The organism is Nocardia carnea NBRC 14403, from assembly GCF_000308515.1.
GTDB lineage: Bacteria > Actinomycetota > Actinomycetes > Mycobacteriales > Mycobacteriaceae > Nocardia > Nocardia carnea.
Genome location: NZ_BAFV01000013.1, coordinates 233,682 through 252,084 on the forward strand (window position 1 = coordinate 233,682; position 18,403 = coordinate 252,084).

General features: G+C 70.6%; 1 protein-coding gene (running past one end of the window). It reads left to right on the forward strand.

The genetic code is table 11. The annotated features are described in order from the left end of the window. On the forward strand, window positions 1-18,403 hold part of the coding region annotated (locus ON22_RS36515) for a WXG100-like domain-containing protein (protein WP_043739811.1) (this coding region is incomplete at its 3' end). Its footprint begins 17,714 nt before the window's first position; 18,403 of 36,117 annotated nt are visible.

The following is an 18,403-nucleotide window of genomic DNA, read 5'->3' on the forward strand; positions in this document are numbered from 1 at the left end:
GGACAACTACGGCTACGCGGAGACCTATCCGGAGCGGGACGCGAACGGCAAACCGAGCCGCTCCGCGGTGATCGGATTCGGTATCGGCCCCGCGCAGGATCTCGCGCTGTTCGTCCATAGCGGCGGGAGGGCCGAGTACGAGTACGGCCCGAAATCGGGTGCGCGCTCCCGCCCGGCGTACACGAGTGCCGTCCAGCAGTGGGCGCGGGCACTCGATGTCACCGCCGGGGAAACGGTGCAGCGGCTCGTCGACAACGTTTTACGCGCACACCATCGCGAGCAGGCGACGCGGCAGGACTACCAGGAATGGCTGCGGGGGCAGTTCTCCGGACACGTCTTCGAGATCGGGGAGTTCGACAGCAGGTTTGCCCTGGAGGAAGCTTTCGACCAGGTTGTGACGCATGGCCGCCACGCGGCAGACGCACATATGGTGCAACTGCACGACATCCTGGTCCGGGCCGCGGACCGGAGTTCGCCCGGCGCGGCCTTCGGGCGGTTGCTGGATCAGGCCCGGTTCGCTCACGGCGGACGGGAAATCTCGGCGCGGGAGTCGTTGCCGCCGGCACTCGATCCGCCCGCGCCGGTTACCGGCGATCCGGACCGGCCGGGGCGGGAAGTATCCGCACCTGTACCGGACGGTGATACCCGGCCCGCCGACCCGGCCGATACCGCCGCGCTCGGTGCGCCGGATCAGGACGAATGGTCCGGTCTGGCGCCGGCGGAGGTGGGCGCGAAGCTGGGTGATCTCATGCGGGCGGCGACCGGCAATCCGGAATTCCGGACCTTCGGCTTCGACCTGGCGGGCCTCGATCACGAGATAGTCCGCGAATTCGCGCGCGGCGTCGCCGATATGTACCGCGAGCACCCGCAGCCCGATATCCGGTCGGCCGGGATCGGGATTCCCGCCTACGACGGGGTCGTCGATATCCGGCCCCGGAAGGACGATTTCACGAACTCGGCTCCGCCACGTATTCAGGACATCACCCTGGATCACCGGCATGCCTCCCGATCCGACGATTTCGTCGAACAGGTGCGCTCCCGCGTGGACGCCGGGGAACTACCGGCCGTCACCCTGAGTCGTCCCGTCTACGGCGTCACGGTCCGCGAATACGGCCGAGCGCTCGATTTCGCCGGTAGTTTACGAGCCCGGCTCGGCACCGAGCTGGTTCTCGGGATCCGTTCCGGCCGGCTTCCGGGCGAGAGTTTCGGTGAATGGTTCGGCCGGTTTCCCGCATCCGGCCCCGATCATCGGGGCTATGTGCGCGGAGAATCGGTGCTCATCGACGGATTCACCGAGTACATCCTCGGCGGAACCGATCGGGAAGGCCGTGAGCGGGCCGCCACGGACCCGGTACGCGCACTGTACGAACTGCTGATCCAGCATGCCGGTCGAGAACCGGAAACGACTCCGGGCGAGACGTCCGAGATCGGTCCCATGGAGCTGGATACCGACACGGTGCAGTTGCGGCCACCTCGGCCGGACATCGGGCCCATGGATCTCGACGCTGAAACGGTGCGGTTGCATCCACCCCGGTCCCGCGCCGACGCGGGTACCGACGGCGGGACGGTGCACTCGCCGGAACCCGGCACCGGTCGATCCGGGGACGACGACCCGGTCTCCGGCACCACACCGGATCGAGCAGCAGGCCCGGAAGCGAGCGCGGATCGCGGGGCGACCGAACCACCCGGCGGGTCACCGTATCCGGCATCGCCACCGGACGGTCCCGCCGAAGGACTGCCACTGACGGACGCGGGTCTCGAGCTCATTCGTGCCGGTGCGGAGCGGTGGGCCCCCACTTCGCGCGGTCCGGCGGCGACCGAGGTCCTGGAACTGGTGGCCGGCACGGTCGCCGGCCGGCACGCGCTGGCTGCGCTCCGCGACGCCGGCGCGCAGATCCGGCTGGACGCGAACCCGGAGCTCGCCGGTCGCGGTGACGTTTTCGACGGCGCCACCATGGATATCGTCGTCGCGACCGCAAGCCGGGACCAGATCGGTCAGGCGGCCGCCATCGTCCGCGCGGCGGCACTGGCCGAGGTGGTGGTGAGCGGGCAACTCGAGGTGCTGCCCGGCCGGATCCGCGGGATGGACCGCGCGGATTATGTATCGGCGCGGGTGGCGGCCGAAGCCGAAGCGTTTGCCCGGCAGGCCGAATTCCATCGTGAGCTCGCAGCGGCCGGTTACGACGTCGCCGGCCGGCCCACGGCCGACCGGATCGACAGTCTGCGGCGCGGCGAAGCCGAAGCTGCCTACCACCGTGCGGTGGAAGCGGGCCGCGCGCGGGCGGAGGCCGTCGGCGAAGAGCTCGATGCCGTGTCACGTCGCGCGGGTATCCGTGAGCTCCTGGGCAACCCGCAGTTCGACAATCCGGATCAACCGGAACTCGGCTTCAGCGGCCGGCGGGAAGCCGGCGCGGAGTGGGACGCACTCCAGGATGAGTCGTCGCCCTACCGGTCGCGGGAGTATGTGCCGACGACACCGGAAGCGGCCCGGAAGATCGCCGAATTGACGCGGGCGGAAGCGGCGACCATACGCCGCGCGGGACGAGAGGCGTCGGAGTGGGACGAGGTTGCCGACCGTCTCGGGGCGGCGCTCGGATCGGCCGAAGACCAGTGGCCGGACAGCCGTACCGAGCACGCCCGCGAACTCGCAAGGCGTGGCCGGCACACCGAGGACCCCGCGGTCGCGCACGATCTGCGCGTACTCGGCGAACTGACGGACCGGCTCACGGGGCTGTCCGCGCACCATACTTCGTTGCAGACGGGGCTGCTCTACACGGCGCAACGCGATATCGACGGGGCCCAGGGGCTCGATCCACGTCTGCGGGTCCAGCGGCACTATTCCGGTGAACTGCACCTGGTCGACGAGGCGGATTTCCTGCCGGCCGCCGCGCGCGGAATTGTGGTACGCGACGACGGCGGGCTTCACGCACCCACCGCCAGATCCGGAAACCAGCACGGTGGAGTGGTGGAAGCCGCCGATCATGCCCGTTCCGCGGCGATGGGACACCTGCGCGGGACCGGGGGCCGGATCGGCGTCCCGTATCTCGCCGGCTGGGTGGAGGATGCGCTGCAGCGCACCGGGGTCAGGATCGAGGTGAGCGCGGACCCCGCGGTCACCCTCACCGCACCCGAGGGCGAACGCACCGCTGCCGGTGCCGCCGCCGGCTACGACCCGGCCATCCGCACCGTGCGCCTCTACGCCGGGGATTCGGTCGAGCAGCATGCGCGGGCGCTGGTCTTCGCGGCGCGAATGTCCGACCGGCTGGCGGCGGTGGACCCGGCGTGGGAACGGATGGCGCTGTCCAGGGACGAATACGCCGATGTGATGCTGGACCGCCTTGCCGACGCGTATGCGATGTCCTTCCGCGGACTCACCCATGCCGATCTGCGCAAGGCGAAACCGGAATTCGGCGGCGATCTACTGGCGAAGACCTATGTGGACACCTACGCCGACGCGTACGGGACCGCGACGAAGGCATACCGTAACCGTCAGGCGCTGGGCGGTTCCGGCGAGTACTTCCACATGGCCGCGCACCGCGCGGCCGTACGCGCTGTCCGGGCCGCCCTGCCGTGGGGTCCGCTGATCGACGGCCGCGCCCCTGCCGTTCATTTCGCCGCCGCCTGGGACCGTGCCCACGATGTGGCGGATACCGCCGAGCCACCGGCCACTCGCGGGCCGCTTGCCGATACAGCGCGCAATCATGCGTTGCGGGCGCGGAACCTGGCAGAAGAGATCGAAATGCTGCGGTCGGCGCGCGACCTCGGCCGGTTCGTTCCGGTCAGCCCTCTCGAACGTGCCTATACCGACGCCTACGACAAGGCACTGACCAAGGCCCACGGAGCCGAACGGTCCGCTTACGAGGCCGGGCTTGCGGCGCTGCGGCGATACCTGCGAAAGTCCGGCCTGGAGAACGCCGAAACGGTCATGGATGTGGTGCGCGCGGTCCTCGACGATGATCGCGTCGCCTGGGGGCGGTTCACGGAATGGCTGAAATCGGCCGACGGGAACGACACCGTGCCTGCGAATCCCGCGAAGCCGGATCCGGACGAAATCCGGTCGGACCCCGACCGGGCGCGCCGGGTGCTCGATCGGGACCTGGTCGAACTGCGGGAGCTGTGGGACGACCGGTCGGCGCAACGGCTGACCGACCGCGTCGCACGTTTCTCCGGTCCCGCCGGTACCCGGCCGCGGCTGGTGATCGTGGCGGAGGACGGAGATCATGTCACCGCGGTGCGGGAGCTGGGGCTGTTCCACCCGGAGTATGCGGATGTGCTGTGGGACGGCTCGCACGAGCTCCTGTACTACCCGGTGCAACCCTTCGAGAGTGTGCCGCGCTCGCAGGGCGGTATCAGCGCCGATCTGGCGGAAGGACAGTTCCGGAAACCGGGCAGGAGCCAGGCGCTGCGCCTCATGCTCGCGGAATATCTGCGGTTCCGCGCGCAGGGGAGCACCGATCTCGGTTTCGACGACTGGTTGAAGCAGCTCGGTCCGGACGCGTTCCACGCCAAGGACGGTCAGCGCCACCCCGGCGACCGGTTCCGCGAACCCGACGGTAGCTTGCGCACAGGTTATCTGGAGGCGGGGCACCGCCGGGCGCTGGCGGAGGGAATGGACCCCGGGGCGCCGCATCCGGCCGCCGTGGCACATCGGTTGCACACCCGGCAGATTGCGCTGGTGGGCGACCGTCCGGCGCCCAGCCATCACCAGCGATACCGGGTCGAGATCGGGGCCGGCCGGATCGAGGTGATGTTGGAGCCCGACGGTGCCGGCGGCTGGCGGGTGCCGGCGGCGGACGGCGGTGGCAGTTTCCAGGCGCTCGCCCGGTATTTCGAGGGTATGACCGAGCCGACTCCGGAACGGCTCGTCCGGCGGATCGCCGGGGTACTGAACGACCCGGGCGCGGAGTTGACCGCACACGGCAAACCACGTGGCCGGATCGCCCGGGCCATGGACCGGGGACCTTTCGGAACACGCCGGGGATCGGACACGCCGGATCCCGCCGGGCCCGGCCTCGGCCGGGATGCCGTGCAGAATGCCGCAAGCGACGATACGGGCGGCACCGCCGGCGGGCCGGAGCGCACACCCGATACGCGAGCGGACGATATCGCTCTGCTCGGCGCCCCGGACCGGGACGAATGGTCCGGCCTGACACCCGTGGAAGTCGGCGAACGGTTGCGTGAGATCCTGCGCGCCGCGACCGATAACCCGGAATTCACCACCTTCGGATTCGACCTGCCCGATCTGAACCCGGAAGTGGTGCGCGAATACGCCCGCGCCATCACCGATATGCACCGGCGATTCCCGCAGACCGATATCCGGTCCATCGGCATCGGCAACCGCCGCCAGGGAACGCTCGCCGACGCCGGCCCGGAACTGGATCGTGCGACGGATACCTTCTACACCGCGGACATCACCCTCAACTACCGGCACGCCACCAGCGTGGACAACTTCCTGGAGCAGGTCCACGCCGCGGTGGACAACACCAATTTCTCGGCCACTGTGCTGCGCCGGGCGGCTTATGCCGTCACCGTGCACGAATACGGACATGCGCTGGACTACGCCGGTGGCGGCATCGCGCGAGCGACAGCGGAAGCCCATCTGCTCGATCGGGCGTCGGCCGACCCGGACGCCGAGTACGGCGAATGGCTGAACCAGCTCAGCGGGTACAGCCGAACGGCCGACGGTGACCTCTGGGCGAAGGAAGCGCTCGCCGAAGCTTTCATGGAGTACGTGATGCTGGGTGCCGAGGCGGCGCCGCGCCCGGTGCGCGAACTGTTCCTGATGCTGACGGAAGTCGCCGAACACGGGCGATCGTGGACCGGTTTCGGAGAACGATTGCGCAGCAGGCTCGGCGCGGGTGCCGGCAGGCCGGACTCGGGCCGCGACCCGATGGACTCGGGACACGAGCCGCCCCGGCGCAGTGACGACGATTCCGGTCCCGGACCGGGGAAGCCGGACACCGGCGGCGCCGGTGGCGGCAAGAAACCGCCCGCCGGACCCCCGAACTCGGCCTCGACGCCGGAAGAACCCGGGGGCCCGGCTCCGGAGGGTGACGAACCCGCGGCGCACGACGGCCCGATCGAACCCGATGCGATCATCCCCCCGCTGGTGCTCGACCTCGGCGGCGAGCAGATCATTTTCGACCTCGTCCCCGACGGCCCGCACAGCTGGCGGCTGGTCCCGCAGGGCGAACTCCCGTCGGCAACGCCGGACCGGCTGGCCGCGCTGCGGCGCGAGATCGAGGCGATCCGGCGAATGTGGCCGATCCGCGAGAGCCAGGTCAAGTATCCCTCCGGCTCCGGTTGGGACAGCCGAGGGCAGGCGGCCATCGCGGACGGGGTCGCCGGAATACCGGACGTCGTGAATCCGGCGCCGCCGCCCGCGCCGCCCACTCCGCCACCCAACCCGGACCAGCCGGTGATGGGGCCGGTGCCGGAGGGCAGCCCGCCCGATCCCACCCTGCTGCGGATCGCGCAGCAGACACCGGTGTGGATCCAGAACCGCGAGCACATCCCGCTGTTCGGCCGTTTGTCGGCACGGATGCGCGATACCGCGGGGGAATTCGTGCCTATGTATCCGGGCGACGGCGCGGAATACCAGCCGTGGCTCACCGACGGCACCCTGGACGCGGCCCGCGACCAGCTGCTCGCCGACCTCGACACGCACCGCATCACCACCGAGCAAGGGCTGCGGGACCTGCTGACGGTGGCGGGCCGGCCCGATGCCGAACCGGGTCGGCAGCAACAGATTCTGGAAGAACTGCGCGACCGCGGACTGATCTCCGGCGAGGAAGCCGCCGCGCTGTCCGACGCGCTGAACGAAGAACGGGACGCGCGCGGCACCGAGCTGCCGGTAGGCCCGCCGCCGGACGGGGAGAGCCTGACCGATGCGGCCCGGCGGCTGCTGGATATCGAGTTGCCCGACGAGAATCCGGAAACGCTGGCCCGCGTCGTCGACGAACAGCAGTACCGGGTGGCCCGGGCAAGCGGCGCGATCGAAGGGCTGGCCGCCGCCGTCCGTCGCTACCTCATCGAGCAAACCCTGCCCTACACCACGCAGGACCCCGCTCCGGGCGCAGCCACCGAACAAGGTGGGCTGACACGTTCGGAACCGCCGGGCGAACTGGACGGGCCGCCGAGGCGCTCCACGGGTGATCCCGACGACAACTTCGACGACTTCTTCGACGACGAAGAAGACGCACCGGCTCCGTACCGCCCGCCTCGCTTCGCGGCGCCGGACCCGGCAGGTCGCGCGGTCCCGTTCCTCGACGCGGTCAGTTTCGTCGACCAGAACCCGATGGGCCGGTTCCTCATCGAAATCCTGGCGGCCTTCGGCTACGAGCCGGGTCTGCTCGGCATCATGCCCGTGGAAAACGGCGCCGATGAGCTCCCGATGTGGGGTGACGGCTACGAGCTGGGCCGCGACCAGGGATTGCGCCGGTTCTTCGAGAACGCGTTGCGCCGCGATCAGATCCGCGACGAGCTGGCGAGCTGGGCCGCCATGCGTGACCTCTCCCTCGAAGAACTGCTCGCCGACCCGCAGGCCGTGGTGGATCGGTTACGCGCCGAAAACGTCGCCCGCTCGCAGCGGGTCGCGGATTTCGTCGATGCGGCGCGCCGGACCCTGCCCGACCCCGATCTCAGCGATCCGGTGGGCGACCTGCTGGGCCGGCAGATCGTGCGCGTCCCCGGCGGCGACGACCAACCGGACCGGCTGGTCGTCGTGGACGGGCCGCGCCCTCGCAGCCAGGTGCTCGCCGACGCGCTCGCCGCCGACCGCAGCCTGCAACGGCAACTCGACACCGGGGAACTGGTGCTGGACTACCGGACGGTCCGGCGTGACTGGACCGGCGAAACGGTGCTCGATCCGGCGCCGGTCCCGCAGCTGCGTTACCTGCGGGAGACGCTCCTCGGCCGCGAGCTCGAAGTCTTGCTGGTCCGCGACGACGACGGTTCATGGCGGCAGCTGACCGGCTCCGCGGAAGCACATCGCAGCGCCCTCGGCGATCCGCCGCCGCGTCCGGCGCGGCAGGTCGCCGCCGAGATCGCGCAGGTATTAAGGGAACTCGGCCTCACCCCGGACGGTATCGACCTGGACAACGTGCACGGGACGGCGGCCGATCTGCTGCTGGACAACGCCGTTCGCGCGGTGCAGCTGGAGGCGCTGGCCGATTTCATCCGGTCCGCCACCGATATCGAACTCTTCAACGAGCTCACCGACGCCCGCAGCCATTTGGCAGAGCGTCTGGGACTGAATCTGATTCCGGACCCGGAGGCGCCGGAACAGACACTCACACCGCGGGCGGTGATCGACCGGTTGAGCGCCGGTCCGCGCCGGGCGCTGCGGCTCCAGCAGTTCGGCGATCTGACCGACTATGCGAAACGCTTGCGGGAGCTCGACGCGGCGGCGGTCGATGCGGCGCGCAATCGTCTGGCCGAGCGTCTGGTATCCGAAGACATCGCACGGAAGATGTCCAGTGCGAGGGCCGCCGAGCGGGCGGGCATCGACCGCAGGATCGCGGCTCTGCTGCCGCCCGGGTATGTCGATGGGCCGGGCGGCCGGCGGCTGTTCGCCCTGGACACCGGCGGTCTCGACGCCCGAAAGCTCTACCAGGTGATCCGCCGGCTGGAACGCGCCGGTCAGGACGGTGTGGTGCGTGACGCGCTCGGCGAGTATGTGCGTGCCCTGTTCGATATCGACCCGTTCACCGATGTTCCGGCCGGTGACCGCGCCGCCGACCCGCGTATCGCCGACGGGCGCTTCCCGATGCACGACCGCGACGCCATGGGTGGGTTGCGCGGACTCATCGCGGATGCCGTGCGGGCCATCGGCGCCGAGGATTTCGCCCGCGCCGTCGCCGATGCCGCCGCCCGGCCGGACAGTCATCGGATCCCCGACGACGACCCGGATCAGCGGCCGACCGCGAACCGGGACTGGGCGCGGCTGGTCGGCGTCGATCTGACCGATGCCGACGACAAGACCTTCGTGAAGATCTACGAGGCATACCGCGACGGCCGGATCGAGAACCACGAGGGCCTCAGTCCGAAAGAACTCGCCGCCGAACTCGACCGGTTGCGCCGCGAGGTCCGGGACCGCGCCGATTCGATCAAGGCATTGATCCGGCTGTTCGACGAGTACACGCGCAGTGCTCGAACCGATGTCCCCGGCGCCGAGCGGGGGCAGCTCGCCGATGATGCCGGCGATCTGCCGCCCGGCCATGGGGGTCCGCCACCACCTCGTCCCGAAGGGCCGCAGTCCCGCCGGGAGAGCAGCGAGGCGCACCGGCCGGGCGCCGCCGAACCTGCGCTCCGGGCCGGTGCAGAACATGGTGAGAACTCTCCCTCGCCTGGGACAGCGCAGCCCGGCGTGGAGAGTGGACCGCCGTCCGGCGATCCCGGTTCCGCGGGCGGCGGCGGCCGACCGCCGGCGGACCCACCTGTCGCGCCCGGACAACCGGACGAAGGACCGGGGCGCGAATCCGGGTCGCGGCCGGAGAACGAGTCGCCCGCTGGCCCGCTGCCCGAAACTCATGCCGATCTCATGGACTGGGTCGAACTGCGCCGTGCGGAAATAGCCGTCGACTCGGCCGCCGACAACGCTGCCTGGCTCCGGCGGCAGGCCGCCGGCCGCCCGGACGATCACGTCCTTCAGTTCCGTGCCGAACAGGCAGAACGGCAGCTCGGCTACGCCCGCGAGCGGCTCGACCGCATCCGGCTCGACCAGGCAGACCGGGCGGCCTGGCGCGCCCGCATGGACGCCGAGAGCAAACGCTTCCTTGCCGATGTCGAACCGGACAACTGGCTGGCCGAACAGCGGGCGGTGCTGGCCGAATGGGTCGCCCGGATGGCGGAGGACCGGGCGCGCTGGTTGCGGGGGACGCCGGACGATCCAGACGGGGACACCCCGCCGGCGCCGGAGTCGGGCCCGGACGATAACGGTCCCGACTCCGATTCCGGCCCCGGCCCGACCGCCCCGAAACCGAACACCGGCTCCGATCCCGAAGCAGCACAGCCTTCGCAAGCCGGTTCGCTGGTCGAATCGGCGCCGACCGCCGAGGCGGATCCGGAACCCGGCGGTGAATCGAGGCCCGGCATCGAGTCGGACACCACCGGCAAGCACCGGCCGGACGAGGACTCCGAGTCCCCGGCCGAGAATCAGGATCTCGAGCTCCGAGGCGAGCAGCCGCGGGCAGCCGGGGAACGGCCGAAGTCCGCGGGCGAGCAGCCGCAACTACCGCAGCCTGAAGGCAGACAGCCGAGGGGCGGTGCGCCGGAGCCGAACTCGGAGACCGAGCAGACCGGGCCTACGGGTGACCCGACCGCGGAGACCGACCGGACCGGCGGGAAACCCGGCGACCAGGATCCGGGGCGGCTGCTCGGCGACGCTCTCGTCGATGCGATTCTGCGACGTGACGTACTGGCAGCGCGTATTGCGGAGCTCGCCGCGGCACTGCACACCCGAACGGAACCCGGTGCGTTCGAACCGGACCGGATCGACGATACCGTGCGTGATCTGCGCGGTCGTGACCTCGACGCCGGCGACACCGGGATAGTCGACGAGCTCACCGAACTCATGCCGCGGTTGCTTCGCGCCCACGACGAAGTGCGCACTCTGTCGAGCCGGATCGAATACGACCGGCTGCTGCGGGAACGGCAGGCAGTCACCCGGGAACGCGAGTTCCTACGCGCCAAGATCACCGATCGTGCCCGCAACGTCGGCTTGGACAACCCGGAAGGCTGGGCGGATCTCGGTCCGGACGGCCGCGAGCGAATCGTGCTACGGCTCGACGAGGAGAGCCGGTACGACACCGTGGATATCGCCGGCGGTGTCGAGGAGAGCCCGCGGCGAGATCGTTCGCCGGTCAGTGAACAGGCACAGCGGGACCGCCGGGACAAGATCCGGAAATTGATCACCCAGACCGCGGAATTCGACCGGCTCGGTACCCGGTTGCGTGAGTTGGACGCGCAGATCAGCGGGATGGAGGGGGACCGGGAACATCTCGACCGGCCTCATTCCGAAGAGGTCGCGGCCGAGCTCGAACGCCTGGCGCGTGAGCGTGCCGCCGAACTGCACCGGATCAAACCGCGCCGCGTCATGCGCGACGATCTGGCGCGCCGGCTCGGCCTCCTGGACGAGAACAACGAACTCCGGGAGAGCGCCCTCGAACCGGACAGGGTGAAATCCGAGCTGCAGACGTTGCGCGATACGGCGTACCGGACGTTCATGGAACGCCGATTGCGACCCTCGCAGTACCAGCAACGGCTGTTGCAGATCGATATGCTGGGCGCGGTCGCCGACGAGGTGAACCTGGCGCACAATCGGATCGGTCGCCTACAGGACGATATGGCCCGCGTCGCGGGTGTCTGGCGGGGGCTGGTGGAGGCCGCGGGCGGCCGCATGGTGACCGACCGGGTCGGCATCGTGGGCGGCGACGAACCGCGGATCATCGTCTTCGGCCCGCGTCCGGAGTTGACGAACCTGCCCCATGATCAGGATGCGGTTCGGGCGCGCCGTGATCACGACGCCGCTCTCGACCATGCGCTGCGCACAAGCGCCGCTGTCGCACAGGGCCTGACACATCCGGAGGCGACGGTGGAGTATCGCCGGGTATTCGCCGACCGGGAGGACAACTGGCGGGTCGACGACACCATGCACCCGCCGGAAATCGAGCGAATGAGCACCGGCTGGGTCAACGGTGACCGCCTCGAGATGACGAGATGGCGTGACAGCGAAGACAACTGGCATCCGGTCGATCCGACCCGCCCGGGCTGGACGACCAACCGTGACGAACCCGAGCTGCCGAAGAAGTTCAGTCAGAAGGATCTTCCCGACGGCGTCAGCGGCTGGGCCAGCGAGGACGTTATCAACGACATCACCCTGCCCACCGACGACGTGCCCGCCGGTCAGATCCCGGAGAGCACGCTACCGGTGAACGCGCCGATGGCGCCGACACAGTACGACACCTCGGATGTGGATCCGAACAAGATCTTCGGCCAGCACTGGGGCGCCGACGCCTACAACTTCATGCGGTTGGTGCTGATGGCCGCCCTCGTGCCGAAACATCCGGCGGTCAAGGCGTGGATCCAGCGGCATCCGGAAATCGGCCGGTTCGTTCTCGCACGGCCGTGGTTGCAGAAGCTGCCGCCGTTCGCGACGGTATTCCGCGGCTACGAGTGGTTCGCGCCGCCGGATACCAATGTGCAACCGATGCACCGCCGCTGGGAACCGGGCGATCACCTGCCACCGGCTGCGCTCACCGATGTTCCGGAGGGGTTGCGCCGGGAATGGGAGCGTGAGGCCGAACTGTGGAGTGAGGTCCAGCAGTGGGCCGACGAACAGTACGACCTCTTCCTGGACGACGACGGTGATGTGGAGCGTGTCGCCGCAGGTATCGAGGAACACCGGCAGAACCGGCAGCGGCAATCGGCTCGGGAGTTCGTCGACCTCGTCCGGCAGCGGCTGGTCGAGGAACTGGGCGGTATCGACCCGCGGGGGGATGTACCGGCTCAGCTCGCGCGGATCGAGGCCGCGATCGACCGAGTGGCCGACGAGGCGGCGGACCGGTTCGCCGAGGACGATCCGAAGGCGGCCCGCAATACGGTCGACCAGGTGCGGGAGATGCTGCTGGGCGTGGTGGACCCGGCCGATATCGTGCCCGGTGCCGACCCGGACGAGATCGTGCGCCCCGTCGACCCGGACGAGATCGCCGAGCAGCTCGCCGCCCGGATGCGCGACGACATACCGCGGTTCACCCGCGACGAACTCGAGCAGATCAAGAACCACCTGATGGTCGACGAGCACTGGGTGCGCGACGCCGACGACCCGGAGGGGCAGGTCCGCGAGCTGCCCATGGACCGCCTGGCCGATATCGCCGAGGCCTGGCACCGGTTGCGCGACGGCAACGCGCTGCCCGCCGATTTCGTGCTGCTGCAGGACGCGCTGGCCGAGGCGCAGTACCTGGTCGACAACCCGGGCGCCACCTGGCAGGCGGCCAATACCCATGCCATCGGCCAGGGGTACCACTGGGATGCGCAACGCCCTCCGCTCACCGACTGGCGGGCGGGTCGCCACTACGCACTCCCACCGGTGCAGCCGAACCCGGCCTACCTGCCCCCGGCCGCCCGCCCCGGCGCAGCGCCGCGAACTCCCGACCGGCCGGAGCCTGCGAACAGGCCCGGCGACACGCTCGAGATGCCGTCACCGGACCTCCCCGCCCAGGACGGTGACACGCTGGAACTCCCGGCGGGAGAGCAGTTCGGCCGGCCGGACCGGCGAGACACCGCCGCGGGCGACGCCGCGACACCCTCGTTGCCCGGACAGCAGCGTTCCGCGGACGAGAACCCCGGGCCGCCGGGCGCGCGCGAACAGCAGGACTCGCCGGCCCGGAACGGTGACGCGCTGGAGGAGCAGTTCGGTGGTACTGACCGGGCAGGATCCGGCGAAGCGCCGGCGTCGGCCGCTCGGCGAGATCCGGCAGCGCCGGACGACGATACGCTGGAGCAGACGTCCGTACAGGGCGAGTCCGGCCCTGATCCGGACAACCCCGACGACCCGATCGACCCCGGTGATTCCGATCCGGATGACCCGGGTGAGCCACCCACCGGCGGCCCGGGCAGCACGCCGCCCGCCCGGCCGCCGCTACCTGCCGGCGACGGCGGGGACTCGGCACCGGGCAACGGCACCCGACTACCGCCGCCCGATCGTCCGGATGGTGCGGACGCTCGCCTCGAATCCGGTGGCCCCAATGGTCCCGGTGACCCGACCGGCCTGGGCGCACCGAATGGCTCGGGCGGACCGAACGGCCCCGGCGGACCGCCGTCCGCTCCGGGCGCATCGCCGGCGCCGACGGGCGATCCCATGCGCGACCTCATCGCGTTCCTACAGGAACAAGCGGATCGGCCCGCGCAGCGCGACGCCCAGCCGTTGACCGGCGCCGCCGCCGGCCACGCGGGCCGGCTCGCCGGAAACCTGGGCCTGGACGAGGTTTTCGGTCAGCTGCGGGATCCCCTCGCCGCACTGGCCGAAATCGCCGAAATCGCCCGCGCCCGCGGTTTCCTCGACGAGGTCGCCGGCGGGCCACGGATGCGGTACCCGGACGACTTCGCCGAACTCTCCGCCGCCGACCGCTACGGCGACGAGCAGTACTGGCACCACGAGGCCGATCCCGAACTCGCGGCCGAGGTCCGTGCGGATCTGCGCCGCCTAGGCCTGCCGGTGGAGGAACCGCGACTGCCGGCCGAGCGGCCGGAAGAGGTGCTCGAACCCGGCGACGACCCCGCTCAGCTCCTGGCACCCGGGCAATCGGACGGAGCGCGCCCGGACGCCGATGTGGCCGCCCGGATTACACCATTTGCGGAGTCCGTGACCACCACCCGCGACCGGCTGGCCCAGCAGTTCGGTCTCGACGACGCGGCGCTCGCCCCGGATCGCCTCGCCGCTACCGTCGCCGATCAGCGCTACCGAATCCTGCTGCGGGCGGCGGCGGTGGAAGCGCTGGTCGCCGCACAGGCGCGCCTCGACGCCGCGACCGATCCGATCGCCCGGGCCGACCTGCGCAACACCCGCGACACCTGGGCGCGCCTGCTCGGCCTCGACTCCGGCGCGCTCGACCGCGACCCCGCGACCATCCTGAACCGGGCTCGGGCAGCGGCGGTACGCGCGGCCGACGATCTCGCGGCGCTCACCGACAGCGCCCAGGCGGCCCGGCAGGAACCCCGCCCAGGCGGCGAACCGCCCGCCGTGGGCGAAACCCGCCGCTACAACATCGTGGTAGAAGGCGAACAGGTACCCGCGCGCCTGGTCGCCGACGAGGGCGGTGGCTGGCTGGTGGCCGAGGCCGACCGTACCGGCCCACCGGCCCAGCAGGCCGACCCCGCACCACCGCAGCGCCGGAAGTCGCTGCTGCGCCGGATCTGGGACCGGCTGTTCGGAGACGGTTACGAGGGGGAGACGCCGAAGTATCCGTCCGGGTCCGGGATAGACAGCGCCGGGCAGTCGGTACTCGGCCATATGTCCGGGCTTCCGTTGACGAAGACCGAGGATCCGACACCGGGTGTGCCCGGCGACGAGTACGAGGTCCTGCAGACCAAGTTCAACCCCGCGCGCATCCTCAAAGAAGGCATCACCCTGTGGAAGAAGCGGGAACTGCTGCCGTTCGTGCGCCGGTTCACGTCCCGGGTCGCCGACCGCAGCCTCGACGCCCCGCCCCTGCGGGACGAGAACGACAACGAGTACCGGTACTGGCTCGACGAAGCCGACCCCGACCTCGTCCGCGAGGTCACGGGGGTCGACCTCGAAGAGCTGAAGAGACAGGCCGGCCCGGCCCTTACGCCGGGCGCCGAAACCCGGCCGGGCGAGCCGGCGGCCCAGCTCGCTCCCACCGAACCCGAGGGCGACGTGGTGCCGCGCAGCGCGGGCGAGATCGGGGCCTGGATCGACGAACTGGCCGAGGCGGCGGCACACCGCGACGCGCAGGCCGCGGAGCTGGCCGAGGCCGCGCGCGCGTTCGGTATCGACCTCGGTGATCCGACACCGGAGAACGTCCGGCGGGCGCACGATCTGATCCGCTATCAGCAGGCCCGCCGGCTCGGCGCCCTCACCGGCCTCGCCGACGCTGCCCGCCGCTACAACGCCGAGCACGCCGATATCCCCTACGGCGAGTACGAAACCTTCTTCGACGCGAACCCGCTGGGCCGCCTCCTACGCGAAGTGGTCGACGCCTACCGGGAGCCCTCGCGGGCGCCGGAGTGGCTGCCCGAGGCGCTGCGGCGCCGCTGGCCCGGTCCGGTCGACCTGCTCAACTGGCAGGGCGTGAACAACGGTGGCGAGCCGACACGCGAGTGGGGCGATCTGTTCGACACCGACCAGCCCGGCCGCGACGACGGGACCCGGCAGTACTTGGAACGGGCCCTGCGCCGCGATCAGATCCGTGACGAACGCTCGGTATGGGCACAGGTCCTCGGCGATGTGGACCTGAACACTCTCGACGCCGACCGCCTGGCCGACACCTTGGCGGCGCAACTGGACCGGATCCAGCAGGCCGCGGACCGTATCGACGATTTCGGTCGCCAGGCCGAGGAGTTTCTGCGCCGCGCCGCCGAAACCGAGGAAATCGCCGGTCTGATCGGTGATCTGGCGGCCCAGGAATGGGTGCACAGCAACGACGGGGTCATGTTCGGCGATCCGGCAGGTCTCGGCCTGCTGCCCCCGGAACAGCCCGGCGGCCCGATGCGGCTGATCGTGATCGACGGCAGGCTCGAACACGACCGGGTGCTGGCCGATGCGCTCGCCCGCCACCCCGATCTCGCCGATGCCGTGAACGACGGCGACCTCCAGGTGCTGTACGAACTCACTCACGTGCGGCCCGGCGAACCGCTGCCCGGCGGTGGGTTCGGGCCCGAATTGGTCACCGTGGCCGACGCCGGTTCCCCGCGGGTCCGTCATCTCACCGCCGAGGTCGACGGCCGCCACCTCGATGCCACCCTGATAGACGATGGTGACGGCTGGCGGGTGGTGCCGGACGATCCCGTGGAGTTGCACACCGGGCGCTCCGTCGACGAGCTGACTCGCACCGAAATCGACGAGGCCATCGGCGAACTCGCCGAACGGCTCGGTATCGCCGACACGGACTCGGCCGATTCGCGGCGGCTCGCCGAAGAATTGTCCGTACTGCGCGACGAGAACGAGATTCGCGCCGCCCAGCTCGAGGCACTCATCGACCACGCCCGGACCGCATGGGATATCGACACCTACTACGAGGTGACGCAGGCCCGCGGCAATCTGGCGACCCGGGTCGACCCGGACGAGACCGCGCCGGTGACCGCCGAGCGGGCAGCCCGGGTGATCGCCGTTCCCGCGACCCCCGACGCTCGGCGGATCCAGCAGATCGCCGGAATTCTGGACTACGCCGAAACCTTGGTCTCGCTGGACCGGTCGTCGGTGGAAGCGGCTACGCGGCGCCTGATGCGGCGCCTCGACGCGCTCTCCGACGCGGTGACGGTGACGGAACCGGGGCAGATCAGCGCGGGCATCCGGGATCTGGTGTACCGGGAGTACAGCCGGCCCGATCTGGTCTCGGCTCTCACCGATTTCCTGAACGCGCTCGGTGAGGCCGATATCTTCGATGCCGCGGTGCACGGCGAGCGCGCCGTCGACCCGAGGGTGGGCCGCGCCGAGATCCCGGTTCACCACCGGGCCGTTCGGCACCTGGTGGACCTGATCGAGGATCTGCGTCACCTCACGGACGCCCCACAGCGGATGGGTCTGCTGGCCGCGGACACCGATCTGCTTCCCGCTACGGAACTCGGCGCGAACCCCGATTTCGCCCGCACGATCGGGGTCGATCTGCCGCCCGCCGACCTGGCCCGCTGGGACGATGTGCTCGACCGCTACCGGCGCGGCGAAATCGGCGAGGACGCCCCGGAACTCGTCCGCGTACGAGCCGAGCTGAACCGCTGGAACGAGGTCTACGAGAAGTACCGCGACGGCCGGCTGGACAAGGAAGAACGACTGAAACCCGCCGAACTCGCCGAAGTACAGGCCGAGTTGCGCGGCGAAGTATCCCGGCGCGCCCGCGATATCACCGCCCTGGCCGAACTCGCCGATCGCGCCGCGCAACTCGATGCGGCGCGGCGACAGGCGGCGCGGGACCGCGCCGAACTCGCTGTCGAGCGGGCCCGGGCCGTGCTCCCGCCGCCACACCCGGACCTCCCGGTGGACGAATCGGACCTGGCCTCGCATACCGCTCTGGACCGGCGTCTCGAAGAGCTGCGCGGGCGGACGACGCGCGTCGACGACCAGCAGGCCTACCAGCGCAGGATCACCGAGTACGAGGAGGCAGCGCGCCGGGTCATCGACGCCGAGGCCGAACTCGCCCGGACAGCCGGCGACCGCTCCCGTACCCAGCCGGACGAAGACCCCACCGGGGGAGATCTCGCGGAACGCGCCCCCGGTACGAACGACCCCGACGGCCGGGCGAACAGGGCAGAACCCGCTAGCGGGCGCGGCCCCCGCACGAACCGCAACGGCCTCGATGGACCGAACCCACCGGACGCCACCGACCGCCGCTACCTCCCACCGCCGCCCCGCGGTTCGTCCCTACGTTCACACATCCCGAAACGACCACACGAATGGGAGCCGGAGTTCCCGGCCCCGTTCGAAAACGACCGCAAACCTTGGCCGGTGCCGCTCCCCGACCTCCCCGACTCTCCGGTGCCTCCGGTTCCGCCAGAGCCGCCGGTTCCACCCGTGCCGCCGGTGCCGCCGGTGCCGCCGGTTCCGCCGGTGCCGCCGGTGCCGCCAGACGCCGCCGGTTCCGCCGGTCCCGCCGGTCCCGCCAGAGCCGCCGGTTCCGCCGGTGCCCCCGGAGCCGCCGGTGCCGCCAGAGCCGCCGGTGCCCCCGGA